The following is a 19,134-nucleotide window of genomic DNA, read 5'->3' as shown; positions in this document are numbered from 1 at the left end:
TAAAAGAGCTCAAGTATCAATAAATAAATTTATATGTATGCGATGATAAAGAAGAGTACATATTGAGGCAATTTCAGAGAGCTTGTGGTTGGTGTGAACAAGTAATTGTACAGTATGGAATGGGCTTTTGAGCACCAAACCGAACCGAAAGTAGTAGGCTTTGGCGTTATATCCTAACGTTATTATGGATTAGAGAGATTTCACAGTAGTGAAATAATTAGGGTGGTACCGCGGTCCATTCGTCCCTATAGTTTTTGGGATGAATGGGCTTTTTTGTTTGCCTTCTCTTCCCCCCATCACGCATTCAATTTTAGGAGGAATTACTTATGTCAGTTATCTTTTCTGGTATTCAGCCAAGTGGAACGATTACACTTGGAAACTATTTAGGCGCCATGAAGCAGTTTACAGAGCTTCAAAATGAACACGACTGTTATTTCTGTATTGTAAACCAACATGCGATTACAGTACCTCAAGATCCCGTCGGACTTCGTAAAAACATCCGCAGTCTTGCTGCACTTTATGTAGCATGCGGCATCGATCCTGAAAAAGCTACTTTATTTGTACAATCAGAAGTACCAGCACACGCTCAATTAGGATGGATCATGCAATCTGTTGCTTACGTTGGAGAATTAGAACGTATGACGCAATATAAAGATAAAGCTTCGGGTAGAGATTCAGTTCCAGCTGGATTACTTACGTATCCACCATTAATGGCTGCTGATATTTTACTTTACAACACTGAAATCGTACCAGTTGGTGATGACCAAAAGCAACATATGGAATTAACACGCGACCTAGCAGAGCGTTTCAACAAACGCTTCCGTGAAGTGTTCACAATTCCTGAAATTCGTATTCCAAAAGTAGGCGCTCGCGTTATGTCATTAACAGAACCTACGAAGAAAATGAGTAAATCTGATCCGAATCCAAAATCAATGATCAGTATGCTTGATGAACCAAAAACAATTGAAAAGAAAATTAAGAGTGCTGTTACTGACTCTGAAGGTATTGTGAAATTTGATAAAGAAAACAAACCTGGTATCTCTAACTTATTAACAATCTACTCTTCATTCTCTGGAAAAACAGTTGAAGAAATTGAAGCAATGTACGAAGGAAAAGGATACGGCGACTTCAAAGGCGACCTAGCGCAAGTAGTCGTAGAAGCAATTCGTCCAATCCAAGACAAATATAACGAACTAATCAACTCACCAGAACTAGACGAAATTCTAGACAAAGGTGCAGAAAAAGCAAACCGCGTTGCATTCAAACAACTACGCAAAGTAGAAAACGCAATGGGACTAAGCAGAAAACGTAGGTAACATATAAAGCGGAGGCGACTGCTTAGCCCTGACGGCTAAGGTTCTTTCCCACAGAAGGTGCTTTTTACCTTCTCGTGGGGAAGGTTCTTAGACGCGAAGGGCTAGGAGCCGGAGCTGGATTTCTACATAAAGCGGAAGCAGCTCGTTTAGAATGTGAGGGGGATGGAGCTCCTGACGTAGAGGCGCTTTTTGCCTCGCAGGAAGGCGCGAAGCCACCGAACATTCTTGCCGCTGGAGCTGGATTACTACAAAATTAAAAAACCGCCAATTGGCGGTTTTTTAATTTACCTTTTGCTCATTTTCCATTTCCCATAACTTTTCAAAAAATGGCTGTCCTTTTACGAGACGCTCGCATAATTGTTCGTGCTTATCAGACCAGCCAGCTTTCGCTTCATCATACAGCTTAGCCCAAATATCTTCAAATTCCATATGTTGAACCATTCCATATGCTGATGGATCCCACTCTGTGAACCAATAGCGAATTTCTGCTGTATTTTTCGTTGTATGTAATTGATCTAACGCCATAAATAATAATTGTTTTAGCTGTCTTTCTTTACGAGTCAAGCCATTCATAATGAAAGGCGATGGTGATAAAATGTGATGTTCTTTTTCTGTTTCTTCTACTTGGAACTCATACTTTTCTGCTTGTACGTTTTCTACCATCTCATATACCATCTGCTCTTGGCGTGGTATAAGTCTGCTTTTGCGAATTGGTACATTGTAGCCAATTGTGTCAATCGCAATAATTCCTTTTCCATCTGTAACAACAAAGCAATACTCTTGCTGCAAACGTTCATGATTTTTACGAATATAAGCCTTATGATGTACGTCTTCCAGCATTTTTTGCGGAAGCTCTAACAATTCGTTCTCGATGTAATGATATAATGTGGCATCTACTTTTAATAATGGCACTTGATCTAATAGCTCAATCGTATCATCTTTCCGCCATTCGTAAAAATGACAAACGTTATACCCATTTTCTTCACCTTCAAACCAATTTACCCATACATCATGTAGATATAACATTCACTACCCCTCACTTCACTACTGTTTGTACCAATCATTATGTTCATTTTTGCTTAACTTTATTCCACTTGAGGAAATATATTCTAATTATTATTTTTTCTTCTATTAATACTAAAAAAACAGGAAATAGAAATCCTGTTTTTTTATATATGAAATGTACTTGCTTTATTCAATATTTCTTTTGCATCTATAGATAATAAAGAAAGTGTATCTTCTCCTTCCAAAGTTACACAATCTTTGACAATATGAAATCCAAGCGCATAGCCAAGCATCTTCGGATAAGAGTGAAAGCCATTTAATAAGATGTCATGTTCCCTTGTTCCTCGTTTTATACTTATTCTTTCATGTACAATATTTTTCCAATAATAAATAGCCTCTTCCTTTGAAAGATACGCCGTCCACGGTGCATTGTTTTTTTCTGTATACCTTTCTGTTACTGCTTGTTCAGCTAGCCCTTCCATAATCATCGTATCAAGTAATGTATATTCTGTTTCTTTCGTCTCAATTTGATGTAACCTGCATATGTGATGATATTCATGCGCTAATAACACTTTTAATTCTTCTACCGAATTCCGTCCACATACGAATAAGAAAATAACATGACGCATAGATAATCCAGCCCTACCGTTATACTCTTCTTGTACAGTTCGATTATAGGAATCTGATAATAAAATAAAGACAGGGACATCTGGACCTTTTAACCAGTTTTTCAGCTTATCATACTCCAGGCTCAATTCTTTCCAAATTTCCTTTTCCTCTAATTCTTTAATTTCCTTTTCTCCGCGCATGATCGGGCGATACATCCCTTTTGAAATTAAAAAGCGATACAACCTTTCTTTTGGCAACGGAATATACTTCGTAAATTTCTCACAAAGTTTTTCTGGCCGCCCATAATATAAATGTAGCCATTCAGCTGTTTCAACAATCCCCATCTTTATCCCTCCTTTTTCTTATGTATATGCTACAGGAGAAAAAGGCGTAAAAATAAATAAGGAGTTTTTTCGCAATATATTGCGAAAAAACTCCTTATTTTATCTATTATTTATACGATTTAAATACTAATACTGCGTTATGACCACCGAATCCTAATGAATTACTTAACACCGCGTTTACTTCTTGGTGTCTCGCTTGATTCGGTACGTAATCTAAGTCACATTCTGGATCTGGTGTCTCATAGTTAATTGTTGGCGGAATTACTCCGTCTGTAATTGATTTAATAGAGAAAATCGCTTCAACAGCACCAGCTGCTCCTAATAAGTGACCTGTCATTGATTTCGTTGAGCTAATCGCTACTTTATACGCGTGCTCACCGAAAGTTTCTTTAATTGCCATCGTTTCATATTTTTCATTCGCATCCGTACTTGTACCATGCGCATTAATGTAATCAATATCTTCTGGCTGTAGGCCTGCATCAGCTAAAGCTTGACGCATTGCACGCACTCCGCCTTCACCACCAGGAGCAGGCATTGTAATATGGAATGCATCACCAGTTGCACCATAACCAGCAATTTCCGCGTAAATGTGAGCACCACGCGCTAATGCGTGCTCTAATTCTTCAAGAATTAGAATACCTGAGCCTTCACCCATTACAAAACCGCTACGATTTTTATCAAATGGACGGCAAGCCGTTGCTGGGTCTTCATTAAATGTTAATGCTTTCGCTGAGCTAAATCCTGCGAATGCCATACTTGTTAGCGGTGCTTCTGCTCCGCCTGTAATCATTGCATCAGCATCACCACGCTGAATTGCTTTAAATGCATCACCAATTGAGTTTGCACCAGATGCACAAGCCGTTACAGAACAAGTGTTAATTCCTTTTGCTCCTGTTGCGATTGATACTTGACCTGCTGCCATATCCGGAATCATCATTGGTACGAAGAATGGGCTCACGCGGCGTGGGCCTTTCTCAGTAAAAATCTTAAATTGTTCTTCGTATGTTTCCATACCGCCAATACCTGATCCAATCCATACACCAATTCGAGGTCCGTTTTCTTCTGTAATTTCAAGCTTTGCATCTGCAACTGCCATTTTCGCTGCTGCTACTGCATATTGTGTAAAGCGGTCCATACGGCGCGCTTCTTTTTTATCAATATATTTCTCGACTTCAAAGTCGTTAATTTCTGCTGCTACTTTTGCTGGAAATAGTTCCGGATCAATTCTTGTAAGTCGTCCGATTCCAGATACACCCTTTTTAATGTTTTCCCATGCTGTTTCAACATCTGTTCCGACCGGTGTAACAGCTCCTAGTCCTGTAATTACGACCCTCTTTTTTTCCATACAAAATACACTCCTTTTTTCTCTCAGTCCTTATTTACCCCAACGAAGAGCGACTGCTCCCCATGTTAATCCGCCACCAAAACCAACAAGTATAATTAAATCACCATCTTGAATACGTCCATTTTGCAATTCCTCTACCATTGCAATCGGAATTGAAGAAGCCGATGTATTACCAAACTTTTCAATTGTCATACTCATTTTTTCTTGTGGCAAATTTAATCTCTCTCTTGCAGATTCCATAATACGAATATTCGCTTGATGCGGTACTAAGAAATCCACATCCTCTTTTGTAAGACCAGCCTTATCCAGCACGCGAAGACAAGATTCACCAAGTTGACGAACGGCAAATTTAAAGACTTCTCTGCCATTCATCATAACATACTCGTCTTGATATAGATGCTTACCGCCGCTTCCGTCTGCTCCTAATTCGAAAGATAGAACGCCTCTTCCTTCTGAAACTGCTCCCATTACGATAGCACCGGCTCCGTCTCCAAATAATACCGCTGTATTTCGATCATTCCAGTCTACAATTTTAGATAGCTTATCACTACCAACTACTAATACGTTTTTATAAGTCCCCGTTTGAATAAATTGCTGCGCTGTAATCATTCCGTACATAAAACCAGCGCATGCTGCACCTACATCCATTGCAGCTGCATGTTTCGCTCCAATCGCTTCTTGAATGACACAAGCTACTGCTGGAAACGCACGATCTGGTGTTACTGTCGCCACTAAAATAAGATCGATATCTTCTCCGCTAACCCCTGCATCTTCAAGTGCTTTTTTTGCAGCCTCTACGGCCATATATGAAGTATCTATTGTATCATCGGCAATGCGTCTTTCTGCAATTCCCGTTCTCGTACGAATCCATTCATCGGATGTATCCATTATTTTTTCTAAATCGTGATTTGTGACTACTTTTTCTGGCACATATCTTCCGATCCCTAAAATGCCCACGTTCACATCGCAGCCCTCCGTTTTATATCAATTATTATGACTTGGTACTAATTTTAAAACATAAATGTATTTTTGTCTAGAATATATTTCGCATAAAACAGAAAGCTAACGCATTATCCACTTTATTTTTCATTAAAAGAAACAGAAACATACCTCTCAAATATAAAAAGACTCAAACCGCTTCTGTTCACGGTTCGAGCCTCTCTTCCATCTAAAAAGATGCTTTTTATTCTTTATCTGCTTTTCTTCTAAACTAGAGAGTTCTCCTCACTACCTTTCCTTTATCCTCTTCATATCTCCGTTTTTCCCCCAGGCGAGAATAAAAAAGGCCCTGACCGCTTCCATCCACGGTTCGGGCCTCTCTTCCATCTTAAAAAGATGCTTTTTATTCTTTATCTGCTTTCCTTCTAAACTAGAGAGTTCTCCTCACTACTTTTCCTTTATCCTCTTCATATCTCTGGTTTTCCCCCAGGCGAGAATAAAAAAGGCCCTGACCGCTTCTATCCACGGTTCGGGCCTCTCTTCCACCTTAAAAAGATGCTTTTTATTCTTTATCTGCTTTCCCGAGCTCATAAGCCTCGTTCATAACTTTCATTAACAACTCTAACACCGGCTGTGCCTTCTCCATATCAAGTGCAATTCCATTATCATCTAAAATTGCCTTTGCTTCCGGTAAATGCTTCATTGCGATTTGTAAAAACTGCATGCTTTTTTCGTTCATATTATACTCTTCCTCTCCATTAAAACTTTCACATACAATAGTGTAACACGCGTACTACCCTTCGTATAACTCTTTATATTTTTTCATGTGTGCCAGTTGCTTATTTAAACCGTATTCTAACGGAGTATTTCTTTTTATCGAAATTACTTCGATAGCCTCATCTCTTACTTCGCTATTATTTTTATTTACTTTATCATCCGCGCGTAAAAGATTCATACCTTTTTCCCATAATGACTGTTTACCACTAAGTAAATTGTATATACCAAGATGCGCCCCGTTCGTTCCATGTTCCCATAAGTATTCACATACATCTTCAACGTAAAGTAAATCATTCCCCTTTTCCTCAATCGTACAACGGCACTCTTTTTCAACTAATTCTGATAAAATAAGCTGATGAAACATCATAAAGGACGGTTGCCACGGTCCATATAATGTTGGAACTCGAAATACACTATATTGTAAATTCCCTTTTTTCAATCCTTCTTCTACTTTCAAAAATAGGCGCTTATTTTCGGATTCATCTGTACTTCCTACTTCAATAGAAGAAATTAAATTTAACTTCACTTTTTGTTCTTCACACATTCTTATAATTCGCTTTAAATATTGTAATATGACTCTTTCATTACGAAATCCACTTTGCTGATTTGGCTCATATAAGCAAAAGTAAACAGTATCGAATCTCTCTTCCTCAACCGATCTCCATCCATCTTCATCTCTTATCGAATAATACGTAAATAACGCATTTCGCCCAATTAATAATAACTTCTCTTCATTAATTTTGGTCATACTATCGAATTCATCAAAATCAAGACCATAGACTTCCACTTCTTCTGCAATCATTTTATTTACAAGGTGATAACCTACAAACGTAAGTGCACCTATTATCAGCACGCGTTCCATACCACCAACCCTTTCCCTCTGAAACAAATAGCTCCTCATTTATGTATATGGGAGCTTCATAATTCTTCTTCATATTTTTTAAAGAAATCGGTCGTTTGCCTAACCATTTTATATTTCACATCTTGCAGATGGAACAAGACAGAAGTATCACATTGATTTAGTTGCCTCATTTTCTCATATCTACGCAACTGCTGTTTTCTTCCTCTTTTTTCTTGTGTTGATACGAAAATTTTAACAGGTACACAAGATGGAAGAAGCGTAAATGATTTCTTATTTATTTTTAATTCTAATTCTTCTTCTTTGGCATCATACGCCAAACTTAATTCCTTCACCAGTCTCTTGTAAAAAAACTTATGCTCTTTCTCAAACTCCACATATTCTGGTAAATCTAAACACGGATTTAACATAATGACAGAGCGTATACACTCAGGATATTTGTTCATCATTTCAAGTGCTACAAGTGCTCCCATACCATCTGCCATAATGTGCATTTTCGCATTCAATGTCTCTTTTCTCAACACAACGTCATATAAACGTTTTGCTAGACGAACAGATTGGTCGTTTCCCCAATGTCTTCCGTATAAATTAGAAGAAAAGACAGTGTAGCCTTGCTCAATAAGGCCATGTAAAAAATAAGATCTACCCGCATGCTGTGTCCATAAACTTGTACCATTCTCAATAAAGTAGTTGTAATCACCAAGAAGCATTACAGAAAATCCATTTGGCTTCTCCGGTAAATAAATGACACATGGTTCTTTTTCTAAGTAAAAAAAACGTTCCGTAATACTCATTTTTCCCCCGCCTTATTTTCTAAACATATAAAACCACTCTTTTATAATGTATGAACGGAATGCAAATTTGCGTTGAAAAATCTACAAATATTTTTCTATATTCTTTTTTCAATTGTGTTACAATAAGGACAGATTGAACGAATAGAGGTGTAAAATATGCGTTTCATTTGGGCATTAATTTGGTCGTTCTTACTTGTACATATGATGAGCTATGTAATCGGCTCTATGACTGGCGGTACATACGACTTTAACCAAGCGTCTATTTTCTCAGTTGTTCTTGCTGTGTTAGTACTAGCAATTTCAGCTGCAATTCCAAACGAGCCAGTAGAACAACACTAAAAAAAGAGTCCGGATTTTATCCGAACTCTTTTTTATTTTTATTTCACATGAACGACTAATTCGTTATTTTCTACATCAACAACTACGTGACTATTGTCAGTAATTGTTCCTGCAATTAATTCTCGTGCTAATTTCGTTTCCACTTGACGCTGTACGTATCGTTTTAATGGACGAGCTCCGTACATTGGGTCGAAACCAGCTTCTACAACAAATTCTTTTGCTGCATCTGCTAATTCTACTGTAATGTGACGGTCAGCTAGACGACCTTGTAGTTCTTTTACAATTTTATCAACAATGCCTTTAATTTCATTCGTTGTAAGAGGTTTGAATAAAATAATTTCATCAACACGGTTTAAAAATTCAGGGCGGAAATGTCCTCTTAATTGCCCCATTACAAGGTCTCTTGATTCCTCTTTAATCGAACCATCTTCTTCTAATCCATCTAGTAAATGAGCAGATCCGATATTTGAAGTCATAATAATAACTGTATTTTTAAAATCCACTGTACGACCTTGCGAATCTGTAATGCGTCCATCATCTAACATTTGTAATAAAATGTTGAATACTTCTGGATGTGCTTTTTCAATTTCATCTAATAAAACAACGGAATATGGTTTACGTCTTACCGCTTCTGTTAATTGACCGCCTTCCTCATATCCTACATATCCAGGAGGTGCACCAATTAAGCGTGACACTGCGTGTTTCTCCATATACTCAGACATGTCAATGCGAATCATTTGCTCTTCACTATCAAATAAAGACTGGGCTAACGTTTTTGCAAGTTCTGTTTTACCAACACCTGTTGGTCCTAAGAAGATGAAAGAACCAATCGGGCGGTTCGGATCTTTAATACCAGCGCGAGCACGAAGAACTGCGTCTGACACTAGGCTTACTGCTTCCTCTTGTCCGATAACACGCTCTGATAAGATTTGCTCTAAGCGTAATAATTTCTCGCGTTCACCTTCCACGAGTTTCGCAACAGGAATACCAGTCCAGCGTGAAACAATATCTGCAATTTCTTCTTCACTTACTTCCTCACGTAATAAACGATTTTCTTGTTTATTATGCGCGCCCATTTCTTCCGCTTCTTTTAACTCTTTTTCAATTGCTGGAATTTTCCCGTGACGAAGTTCGGCTGCTTTATTTAAATCGTAATTGCCTTCTGCTTCTTCTAATTCACGACGCAGACGTTCTAAATGTTCACGTAAGTCACGAACTTTGTGAATGTCTTCTTTTTCTTTCTCCCACTTTGCTCTCATACCACTTGCAACTTCTTTTAAATCCGATAATTCATGTTGCAATGTTTTTAGACGTTCTTGGCTACCACGATCCGTTTCTTTTCCAAGAGCCGCTTCTTCAATTTCCAGCTGCATAATGCGGCGCGTTACTTCATCTAATTCTGTCGGCATAGAATCAATTTCTGTACGAATTGTTGCACATGCTTCGTCAACAAGGTCAATTGCTTTATCAGGTAAGAAGCGATCTGAAATATATCGATCTGATAAAACTGACGCTGCTACAATCGCACGGTCATGAATATTTACACCGTGATAAATTTCAAAGCGTTCTTTTAATCCACGTAAAATTGAGATTGTATCTTCAACAGTTGGTTCTTCTGCTAATACTTGTTGGAAACGTCTTTCTAGCGCTGGATCTTTCTCAATATATTTGCGATATTCATCGAGCGTCGTCGCCCCGATACAATGCAGTTCACCACGCGCAAGCATCGGTTTTAACATATTTCCTGCATCCATCGCACCTTCAGTTTTACCAGCTCCAACTATTGTATGAAGTTCATCAATGAATAATAAAATGCGGCCTTCACTCTTTTTAATTTCATTTAATACAGCTTGCAGACGCTCTTCGAACTCACCACGGAATTTCGCACCTGCTACGAGCGCACTCATATCTAACGCAAAAATCGTTCTATCTTTCAATCCTTCAGGTACATCTTTTTTCACAATACGCTGTGCTAGCCCTTCAACGATTGCTGTTTTACCAACACCTGGCTCCCCAATTAAAACAGGATTGTTTTTCGTTTTACGTGAAAGAATACGGATTACACGTCGTATTTCACTATCACGGCCGATTACAGGATCGATTTTCCCTGCTCTCACTTCCGCCACTAAATCACGGCCATATTTTTCTAACGCTTCATAAGTTGCTTCTGGATTTTGACTCGTCACTCTTTGATTCCCCCGAACTGTCATTAAAGACTGTAATAAGTTATCTTTCGTAATATGCAATCTTGTAAATAATTGATTTATATCGCCTTTTTCTTCAGAAAAAGCAAGCAACACATGTTCTACTGAAATGTAATCATCCTGCAGTTTTTCTGCTTCTTTCCCTGCTCTTACAAGCAGTTGTTGCAGAGCGCTCGTTACATACAATTTTCCAACTTCTGCACCGCTCCCCGTTACAGAAGGTTTCTTTTTAATTAAACTTTCAGCACCTTGCTTTAATGCTTCTATATCAACATTCATTTTTTGAAATATACGTACTGCTAATCCATCTTGCTCTTCTAATAATGCAAGTAATAGATGAACAGTATCCACCTCTTGGTGATGATGAGATACCGCTAAAGATTGGGCACTCATAATCGCCTCTTGTGTTTTTGTTGTCATTTGATTTAAGTCCATCTTTACAGCCCTCCAAAAGTTTGACTTTCTTTGACCTTTGATTTGATTATACGCCAACTGACTTTTTTATACAATAATTTTGCCTATGTATTTTCAAACTTATTATTTGAAAAAGAAAAAGAGAGCATTCATTATACTGCTAAAAAATACGGTAAATGAAATTACAATGTGTAACGACAAAAAAGCCGCAATAATGATTGCGGCTTCTGTTACGGTTTTCTTTTATATGTCCACTGGCGGTTATGATTCGTGTTATCCGGAAACTTTTCACCGGCAGTTAATTTCACCATTTGCGGATCTTTCACCATACTTCCCGTTTCACCAATTTCTACGTAAATGCCATCATTCGGCGCTTTTTGTCCAGAACGAAACCTGCGATTTTGTCCCATCTTCATTCTCCTTCCATGACGTCTTGCCTCATTAGTATATCCATTTTAAAAGAAAGCTTTTCTGTCATGTTTAGGAAACAGTACTACATCTCATTCTTGTACATATATATGAATGACACAAGCGTAAGCAGGGATTTCTTTCCTACTTGTAGAAAAAAAAAGAAACCAACCTACTCTAGGCTAGTTTCAAAGGAGAGTCAAACATATACGAGAAGATTACATGTTCATTATATGCCTCATCACACGAGCAATGTAACCCTTTTCACAATTTGTACATAATGAAAGAAACATTGTTTGAACTTTCTAAAAAGATGTTGACTTTTCTTAATTTCCAACGATAAATAGTAGACACCACAGCACTTTGAGACGTAAGATGGATATATAGTGAAATTTCCATCTATGGTGATTCCACCGAGTCTAACCTCTTATTTCTGCATATTAAAAACGGAAATACAGATAGATACAAAAAAATTATTATAAGAGGTGAAATTATGAACAAACAACATTTAATCGCATTAGACTTAGACGGCACTTTATTAACAGACAACAAAATAATTTCCACTCGAACGAAACATACAATTGCAAAAGCAAAGGAACAGGGACATATTGTTGTTATTTCAACAGGACGTCCATTCCGTGCTAGTTATGATTACTATAAAGAACTTGATCTTAACACACCTATCGTAAACTTTAACGGCGCTTACGTACATCATCCTCTTGATTCAAACTGGGGAACACATCACTCTCCTCTTGAGCTAGCAACAGCGCAAGAAATTGTCCGAGCTTGCTTTGATTTTGGCGTAAAAAATATATACGCGGAAGTAATGGACGATGTGTATGTTCGTGAAATTGATGAAGATAAAAAACATATTTTCGAATTCGGCTCTCCTAAGATTTTTACCGGAGACTTATTAAATATTTTAAACGATCATCCAACTTGCTTATTAATTGACGCACATGACGAGCATTCTACTGCAATTCGTCAACATTTAACGGATATGCATGCGGAAGTAATCGACCATAGAAAATGGGGCGCACCTTGGCCGATTATTGAAATTGTGAAAAGCGGATTAAATAAAGCAGTTGGATTACAAAAAATTTCTAGTCATTACAACATTCCACAAGAGCGAATTATCGCTTTCGGTGATGAAGATAATGATTTTGAAATGATTGAATTTGCTGGTCACGGCATCGCAATGGGAAATGCCATCCCTGAATTAAAATCACTCGCAAACCATACGACGTTAACGAACGAAGAAGATGGTATTGCTTTATATTTAGAAGAGGTTCTTGGGTTGTAATCTAAAAATTCCCTACTTATAGTTTCCTGCCAAATGTCCATACTATAAGTAGACGCATGAGACATTGCGTCGATTGTTTTCAGCTAAATAAAGGGGGTTTTTCGAATGGGTAAAAAGAACAAATCAAAACGTTTTATCCAACAAGGAGCCGATGCTGTTATGAAGCATGATGCAAGATTCCCGTACAGAGGTACATTAGCTGAGGCAGAAAAAGCAAGAAGTAACTCTTCTTTTGGAGGGGTTTAAATGGGGAACTTACTATTCCAACAAGCTAGAGATGCTGTTGAAAATGCCGTATCTTGTTCAAGCGGTACTGAGCAACAAGATCTCGTGTATAGAGCAAAAAATGCTTTGCAATCCGCTTACGCAAACTCTTCAACTGCTGAAAAAGTTCAGCTCCGTGAAATGCAAGAGCAATTGCAAAACATTACGAATTTACATTAAAAAAGAGGACCAACTTTGGTCCTCTTTAATCTTTCCGAAACAATCCGAACACCCCAACTGTTTGCAGTATATTTGTAAATGCACCTGGGTCCACTTGTCTAATAATCCTCTCTAATTCGTATAACTCGTAACGGGTAATAACCATCATTAACATTTCTTTATTTTCATTCGTATAAGCACCTGTTGCTGGTATCGTTGTAATCCCTCTTACTAATCGCGAGTGAATCGCCTTTCTTACGTCTGCCCCATTCTTCGTAACAATTAATGCTGTAATCTTTACATGACGAGTATGAATTGCATCAATAATTCTCGTTGATACATATAAAGTCACTAACGTATATAACGCTTTTTCCCATCCATATACATAGCCAGCAGCGATAATGATAATTGCATTAAAAAAGAAAAAGTATGTACCGACAGGCTTATCTTTTATTTTTGATAAAATCATGGCGATAATATCTAATCCACCTGTAGAAGCACCCCACTTTAAAGCAATCCCTACTCCAATCGCCGAAATAATCCCGCCAAAAATCGCATTTAATATGATATCATTCGAAACCGCTCTAACAGGGATGACTTCTAGAAATAAAGTCATAAATATAACACAAAGAAAACTGAAAAAGGTGAAGGCCTTTCCAACCTTTTTCCACGCTAAAATAACGACAGGAATATTAAATAAGCTAAACAATACTCCCGTAGATATGTGAATCGATAAAAAATCACCTAATATTTGTGATAATAATTGAGACAATCCAGCAAAGCCGCTCGCATACACTTTTGCTGGCGTTAAAAATAAATTCATCCCAATCGCGTTTAATAAACCTGCGATGATTACAACGATTAACTTCTTTATAAGTTCAGTATAATTCAACTTCAAATCCATTTCGAATCCACCTTTACCCTTCATAAATGCACCGCTATACATAGTCTTTACGAAAAAGGAAATGATAAACGTACAACGTTTAGAAATGGAGTTGATACATATGCCACATACGAGTGATAACGACAAAAAAGCACGCGATAATAACGCAAAACGCACACAAAAAAATGAGCAAGAGCAAAAAAATATTCAGCAAGGTAAACGTGCATACTCTAAAAAGACCGATCACCTTTGATTCCATCGTACATCAACAATTATGTTGATGTACTTTTTTACATTTTAAAGGAAAAAAACATTAAAAATTCACTTCATGTTCACTTCTATATTCTACAATAGCGATAACATATTCGGATGAGGTGTTGGCATGAGAGGGAAACATATTTTCATTATTACTGCACTAATAAGTATATTGATGCTATCTGCTTGCGAACAAAAAAACGGCTCAGCTACAGTCGCTACAGCAACAGACTCGACCATTACAAAGGATAACTTCGAAAAACAATTGAAAGATCGTTACGGAAAAGACATGCTATACGAAATGATGGCACAAGACGTCATCACAAAAAAATATAAAGTACCTGATGAAGAGGTAAATAAAGAAGTAGAAAAAGTAAAAAAACAATATGGAGATCAATTCAAAAAAGTATTAGAAAATAATGGTTTAAAAGATGAAGAGGATTTTAAAAATCAAATTAAGTTCAAACTTGCTATGAATGAAGCGATTAAGAAAAGCATTACAGAGAAAGACGTAAAAGACCACTATAAGCCAGAAATTAAAGCGAGTCACATTTTAGTAAGTGACGAAAATGAAGCGAAAGAAATAAAGAGTAAACTAGATGCTGGTGCTTCATTTGAAGAATTAGCAAAACAAGAATCACAAGATCTACTATCAAAAGATAAAGGCGGAGACCTTGGATACTTCAATTCAGGTACAATGGCTCCTGAATTCGAAACGGCTGCCTACAAACTAAGTGTTGGACAAATTAGCAACCCCGTAAAATCATCAAACGGTTATCACGTTATTAAATTAACTGATAAAAAAGATTTAAAACCTTACGATGAAGTAAAAAACTCTATTCGCAAAAACTTAGAGGAAGAACGTACTGCTGATCCTGTATTCAGCAAAAAATTGTTACAAGAGGAATTAAAAAAGGCAAATATTAAAATAAATGATAGTGATTTGAAAGATACATTTACTCTTGTTTCTCCGCAAGTAAATTAAAAAAGCACACCCTTATCTTTTTAGATAAGGGTGTGCTTTTTAATCTTTCATCTTATTTCTTAAAGTACGTCCAACCTTCTTCTTGGTAAACCTTTTCTTCTTTCATCAACTTACCAAGTGCGCGCTTAAATGCAGCTTTACTCATGTTAAAGCGTTCTTTAATATCTTCTGGATGGCTCTTATCCCAAAACGGCATTGCTCCGCCTCGTTCTTCCATATATGCATAAATTACTGCAGCATCATCTTCCATTCCTTCTTCTTTACGAGGAAGAAGTGAAATGTTAATTGTACCGTCATCTTTTACGTCAATAATACGGCCCGTTACACGCTGACCGATGCGGACTTGTTCTTTTCTTTCTGTATGGTGTAGGAAAGCACGGAAATGCTCATCCGTTAGTATGAATGAACCAACTTGAAGTGAACGATATACACGTCCGTTTACGTTTTTATTACGCATAGATGGCGTTGCATCTACGATAATTTCTTGCATATCACTGTCTCTTGCCGGAAGAGCAATTAAACGATCACGATTCGTTAATTTTAACGTACAATATAATTCGTCGCCTACTTCTGGCCATACCGGCATATAAATCGGGAACTCATCAGCTGGAATTAGTATATCTTTTGACACACCAATATCAACAAACACACCTAAACTAGGAATAACTTCTACAACCTTTACCCAGTTCCAATCATAAGTTGTAATAATCGGTTCCTTCATTGTTGCTGAAATACGATTTTGGTGATCAAGGTATAAGAATACATCAATCGTATCGCCTTCTTCAATTTCTCCAGCCACTTCGTTTTTATGTAGGAAAATTTCTTCTTCTTCATTCCCAACCATATATCCGATTTCCGTTTCGCGTAAAACAGTTACCTGTTCAATCGATCCTATTTGCAAATACATATTTTTTAATTCCCTTCTATATATATAAAATTATCTTTTTTATCATTCCAAACAAAAGTTAATTATAACATGATTTTTCCTATATTTGTCCAACTGCCCAAAATTCACTATAATAAAATGAGGTTACATGAATATAAGTACGAAAACACTTAAGTCTAGACTCGTTTTCAGCTATACTTTAGTATGTACAGTACATAAAAAGATTAGAAATTTATTTGGAGGTGCTAACTATGGCAAAAGATAGTTCTTTTGACATCGTTTCGAAAGTAGAATTACCTGAAGTAACAAACGCAATTAATATCGCATTAAAAGAAATCCAAAACCGATATGACTTTAAAGGAAGTAAAAGTGATATTAAATTAGAAAAAGAAGTACTTGTTTTAACTTCTGATGACGAGTTTAAATTAGAGCAAGTAAAAGACGTTCTTATCTCTAAACTTGTAAAACGTAACGTTCCAATTAAGAACTTAGATTACGGAAAAGTTGAAGCTGCAACTGGCAACACTGTTCGCCAACGCGCAACACTTCAACAAGGTATCGATAAAGATAACGCGAAAAAAATTAACAACATCATTAAAGAAATGAAATTAAAAGTAAAAACACAAGTACAAGATGATCAAGTACGTGTTACAGCAAAAAGCCGTGATGACTTACAAGCAGTAATCGCAGCTGTTCGTAGCGCTGATTTACCAATCGACGTACAGTTCATTAACTACCGCTAAAAAGAAAACTCCTCTTAATTAGAGGAGTTTTCTTTTTTGTCTTGTAGAGACAATATTACGAGAACAAACTATAGAAAAAGGTATATGCGGTGAAAATCGCTAAGTGAACAGGGTCTAACCATACGCATACTTTACAAGTGACCGTATGATTAAACTAGGCCTTATTGTAGAATTTGTTTTATACATGTATTTAGCAGACCTTATTGAAAATAAGAAAAAGACACCTCAAGACGTTTCCCCCTTCGATTTGAATTACTTTTCTTAGTAACTACACCCTAGACCAAAGTCATCTTAAAAATTGCTATAACTCATAATTCCTCTCCTCGCCAAAACGTAACAATTTATGAGTATAAGAATATTTTCCAACCTTTAATGTAATGTAAAATTAATAAGTATTTTAAAAAATGTTAATTAAAAAAGAGTTAGAAGTGGTTATTTGAAGAAATTAATATTATGGTTTTTATTGGCCACATTCTCCCTAAATACTGTAGGATGTTCTAATAATACGAATACACTAACGGATAAGTCTAACTGTATCAACAAAGCTTGGTACAAAAAAAATATGTCATGTAATCATTTAAAAAACATTAAATAGTTAATGATAAAGGTCATAAAAAAAAGACACCTCAAAGTGCCTTCCTCCGACTTGAACCATCTTAATTTCAATCATATTTGGATGGAGTTAAAAAGAAGCATAAATTTTTAATAAAGATGCAACTATTGTTTATTTCAAAGGCCTTTCTCTATCCGTATGGACACAAAAACAGGTTAGGAAGAAGGCTTTTTCTCCCTAACCTGAAATCCCCCTCTCATTAGAGAAGTTTTCATTTTCGTATCGTTTCTCTTAAGAAATTTCATATCAACAGAATAACACTATTGCCCACCGAACAAACTTACAAATACAATAAGAAGACATGAACATAGAACGAGCAACTTCTCATCTACGTTTCCTTTTAACCGCAATTAAAAACGCAATAAATAATACATTTACACCAACGATTAAGGAGATAAATAACCAATTCACACCTGTTTCTCCGTTAACTTTATACACGTTTGATTCTTCACGCTTTAAAACGAGATAAAATTTCCCGTTTTCCTCTCTTATAATTTCATCCTGCAACAATCCTCTTAACTCTTGTTTTTCACCAATTGCACTTGCAGGTAAGGAGACTTTTTGTGTTTCTTTCGTATTATTAATTGCTACTAAAGTTACTTCATCTTTATATTTTCGTTTTAGTATGCTCATCCCGCTCTTATCATACAGAAGCTCAAACGTACCGCGTCGTAAAGACGGTCTCGCCTGCCTAAGTTCACCTAGTTTTGTTATGTGCTGCATAAATTTTTCGTCTGACTTAAAATCCATTAATCGTCTATTATCGGGTACACTTCCTCCATCTAATGCAATTTCAGTTCCGTAATAAAAATTCGGAATCCCAGGTGATGTTAACAAATAAGTAAGCGCCAGTTTTAAACGTGATGGCGGATAATACATATTTTCTTTTGCAATACGTGCATATCTTTTTGTTTCTTGATCATCTAAAAACGTAACAAAGTCCCCTTCTTTTTTACTCACATCGTATAACGATTTCACCGATACATCTGCTTTAGAAAACGATTCTACTATTTTTTCGTTGTATTCGCTATCCTCCTTTGTCATAATACGAAAATCTTTCTTTATCACTTGCATATCTTTTTGCGCGTTATCCCAAAAGGAACGCGGCTTTTTTTCACTATGTATAACATAACTTCCGTCTAAATCAACTTCTTTTATCCACCATTTCATTGCGTCAATTACCTGTCGTTCGTTTTCTCCAAGCGGAAATTGAAATACAACTTTCATTCCTTTTGCATGAGCTTCTTTTACAAGTTCTTTCACATCATTGTCTGTCCCGAAATGTTCATTTACCTTTTTAAAATTTCGCACGTCTAATCCATCGTACTTTCCACTTTCAAAAAGCGGCGAAAGCATAACGGTAGTAAAACCCATTTCTTTTATGTAATCCAACCTTTTTATAATTCCTCTTATATCCCCGCCTTGATACCCTTCTAAATTACCAACTTCTAATTGTTTGTCATTTTTCGGTTCTCCATTATTGAAGCGATCAATCATAATGGAGTATATAACTTCATCTTTCCACTCTCTTTTTTCGTCTGCAAAAGTATGTATTGGTACAAACAAAACAAAAGCTAAGCAAAAACAAATGAATAGTTTCCTAGTCCGTATTTTTCCCACACGCATCCCCCAAGTTTTTAATTGTAAGAATATTATACCAATTATCCGAGAGAAACGCATATGTCGATTT

The 19,134-nt window shown here is 36.6% G+C and carries 21 protein-coding genes and 1 other annotated feature; of the genes, 9 read left to right on the top strand and 12 right to left on the bottom strand.

The genetic code is table 11. The annotated features are described in order from the left end of the window. Positions 1–33: 33 nt before the first annotated feature. Positions 34–250 (top strand) — a binding site (T-box leader). A gap of 76 nt (positions 251–326) precedes the next feature. Further along, complete coding sequence (gene trpS, locus ACQGS6_RS05120; protein ID WP_000110985.1) at positions 327–1,316, top strand: tryptophan--tRNA ligase; 990 nt, start codon at positions 327–329, stop codon at positions 1,314–1,316. Between the two features lie 74 nt (positions 1,317–1,390). Next, a complete protein-coding gene (locus ACQGS6_RS05115; protein ID WP_025967012.1) occupies positions 1,391–1,573 on the top strand; it encodes a hypothetical protein in 183 nt (60 codons plus the stop codon). A gap of 22 nt (positions 1,574–1,595) precedes the next feature. On the opposite strand, the gene ACQGS6_RS05110 is transcribed toward ACQGS6_RS05115, so the two are convergent. The 7 genes from ACQGS6_RS05110 to ACQGS6_RS05080 form a co-directional block, all read right to left on the bottom strand. Then, positions 1,596–2,342: a YjbA family protein gene (locus ACQGS6_RS05110; RefSeq protein ID WP_050252206.1), complete on the bottom strand. Its 747-nt coding sequence runs from the start codon at positions 2,340–2,342 to the stop codon at positions 1,596–1,598. Positions 2,343–2,485: 143 nt separating this feature from the next. Further along, on the bottom strand, positions 2,486–3,274 hold the full coding sequence (locus ACQGS6_RS05105; RefSeq protein WP_000513275.1) for a DUF2268 domain-containing protein: 789 nt from the start codon (positions 3,272–3,274) through the stop codon (positions 2,486–2,488). Between the two features lie 106 nt (positions 3,275–3,380). Continuing rightward, positions 3,381–4,619 (bottom strand): beta-ketoacyl-ACP synthase II, encoded by a 1,239-nt coding sequence (gene fabF / locus ACQGS6_RS05100; RefSeq protein ID WP_000412656.1) that lies wholly within the window; start codon positions 4,617–4,619, stop codon positions 3,381–3,383. 30 nt (positions 4,620–4,649) lie between these two features. After that, on the bottom strand, positions 4,650–5,582 hold the full coding sequence (gene fabH / locus ACQGS6_RS05095; RefSeq protein ID WP_001100533.1) for a beta-ketoacyl-ACP synthase III: 933 nt from the start codon (positions 5,580–5,582) through the stop codon (positions 4,650–4,652). A 538-nt stretch (positions 5,583–6,120) separates the two neighbouring features. Then, complete coding sequence (locus tag ACQGS6_RS05090; RefSeq protein ID WP_001986215.1) at positions 6,121–6,297, bottom strand: ComZ family protein; 177 nt, start codon at positions 6,295–6,297, stop codon at positions 6,121–6,123. Between the two features lie 54 nt (positions 6,298–6,351). Continuing rightward, positions 6,352–7,224, bottom strand: coding sequence for an NAD-dependent epimerase/dehydratase family protein (locus ACQGS6_RS05085; protein WP_001986101.1), 873 nt, complete (start codon positions 7,222–7,224; stop codon positions 6,352–6,354). Positions 7,225–7,253: 29 nt separating this feature from the next. Next, positions 7,254–7,988, bottom strand: a complete 735-nt coding sequence (locus ACQGS6_RS05080; RefSeq protein ID WP_000028711.1) for a hydrolase — start codon at positions 7,986–7,988, stop codon at positions 7,254–7,256. 156 nt (positions 7,989–8,144) lie between these two features. Between ACQGS6_RS05080 and ACQGS6_RS05075 the strand changes: the two genes are divergently transcribed. Then, entirely contained in the window at positions 8,145–8,327 is a 183-nt protein-coding gene (locus tag ACQGS6_RS05075) for a YjzD family protein (protein ID WP_001211116.1), read from the top strand. Positions 8,328–8,365: 38 nt separating this feature from the next. Here the strand turns inward: ACQGS6_RS05075 and clpB are convergent, their stop codons facing one another. Further along, positions 8,366–10,966 carry an ATP-dependent chaperone ClpB gene (gene clpB / locus ACQGS6_RS05070; RefSeq protein WP_426964941.1) on the bottom strand — a complete coding sequence of 867 codons (2,601 nt, stop codon included), beginning with the start codon at positions 10,964–10,966 and terminating at the stop codon, positions 8,366–8,368. Between the two features lie 209 nt (positions 10,967–11,175). After that, positions 11,176–11,355: a YjzC family protein gene (locus tag ACQGS6_RS05065; protein ID WP_000531421.1), complete on the bottom strand. Its 180-nt coding sequence runs from the start codon at positions 11,353–11,355 to the stop codon at positions 11,176–11,178. A gap of 491 nt (positions 11,356–11,846) precedes the next feature. Here ACQGS6_RS05065 and ACQGS6_RS05060 point away from each other — a divergent pair, with 491 nt between their 5' ends. The 3 genes from ACQGS6_RS05060 (at position 11,847) to ACQGS6_RS05050 (ending at position 13,100) form a co-directional block, all read left to right on the top strand. Next, positions 11,847–12,656: a Cof-type HAD-IIB family hydrolase gene (locus ACQGS6_RS05060; protein WP_001041232.1), complete on the top strand. Its 810-nt coding sequence runs from the start codon at positions 11,847–11,849 to the stop codon at positions 12,654–12,656. Between the two features lie 105 nt (positions 12,657–12,761). Then, on the top strand, positions 12,762–12,902 hold the full coding sequence (locus ACQGS6_RS05055; protein WP_000516816.1) for a hypothetical protein: 141 nt from the start codon (positions 12,762–12,764) through the stop codon (positions 12,900–12,902). Further along, positions 12,903–13,100 (top strand): DUF3813 domain-containing protein, encoded by a 198-nt coding sequence (locus tag ACQGS6_RS05050; protein ID WP_000527407.1) that lies wholly within the window; start codon positions 12,903–12,905, stop codon positions 13,098–13,100. Between the two features lie 25 nt (positions 13,101–13,125). Here the strand turns inward: ACQGS6_RS05050 and ACQGS6_RS05045 are convergent, their stop codons facing one another. Then, a complete protein-coding gene (locus tag ACQGS6_RS05045) occupies positions 13,126–13,983 on the bottom strand; it encodes a YitT family protein (protein WP_000364445.1) in 858 nt (285 codons plus the stop codon). 100 nt (positions 13,984–14,083) lie between these two features. Between ACQGS6_RS05045 and ACQGS6_RS05040 the strand changes: the two genes are divergently transcribed. Together ACQGS6_RS05040 and prsA are read left to right on the top strand one after the other, a co-directional pair. Next, on the top strand, positions 14,084–14,215 hold the full coding sequence (locus tag ACQGS6_RS05040; RefSeq protein WP_001120851.1) for a DUF3941 domain-containing protein: 132 nt from the start codon (positions 14,084–14,086) through the stop codon (positions 14,213–14,215). 129 nt (positions 14,216–14,344) lie between these two features. Then, entirely contained in the window at positions 14,345–15,202 is an 858-nt protein-coding gene (gene prsA, locus ACQGS6_RS05035) for a peptidylprolyl isomerase PrsA (RefSeq protein WP_426964940.1), read from the top strand. A 52-nt stretch (positions 15,203–15,254) separates the two neighbouring features. Here the strand turns inward: prsA and ACQGS6_RS05030 are convergent, their stop codons facing one another. Then, positions 15,255–16,109: a CvfB family protein gene (locus ACQGS6_RS05030; protein WP_000281260.1), complete on the bottom strand. Its 855-nt coding sequence runs from the start codon at positions 16,107–16,109 to the stop codon at positions 15,255–15,257. A 230-nt stretch (positions 16,110–16,339) separates the two neighbouring features. Here ACQGS6_RS05030 and ACQGS6_RS05025 point away from each other — a divergent pair, with 230 nt between their 5' ends. Next, positions 16,340–16,831, top strand: coding sequence for a YajQ family cyclic di-GMP-binding protein (locus ACQGS6_RS05025; protein WP_001040149.1), 492 nt, complete (start codon positions 16,340–16,342; stop codon positions 16,829–16,831). A 937-nt stretch (positions 16,832–17,768) separates the two neighbouring features. Here the strand turns inward: ACQGS6_RS05025 and ACQGS6_RS05020 are convergent. Then, positions 17,769–19,124, bottom strand: coding sequence for an alpha-amylase family glycosyl hydrolase (locus ACQGS6_RS05020; RefSeq protein WP_426964939.1), 1,356 nt, complete (start codon positions 19,122–19,124; stop codon positions 17,769–17,771). Positions 19,125–19,134: the final 10 nt, after the last annotated feature.

The sequence above is a fragment of the Bacillus sp. GMs2/2 genome, assembly GCF_050172095.1.
Taxonomy (GTDB): domain Bacteria; phylum Bacillota; class Bacilli; order Bacillales; family Bacillaceae_G; genus Bacillus_A; species Bacillus_A cereus.
Note: the sequence above shows the minus strand (reverse complement) of the source record. Positions and strands in the feature narration are given on the sequence as shown.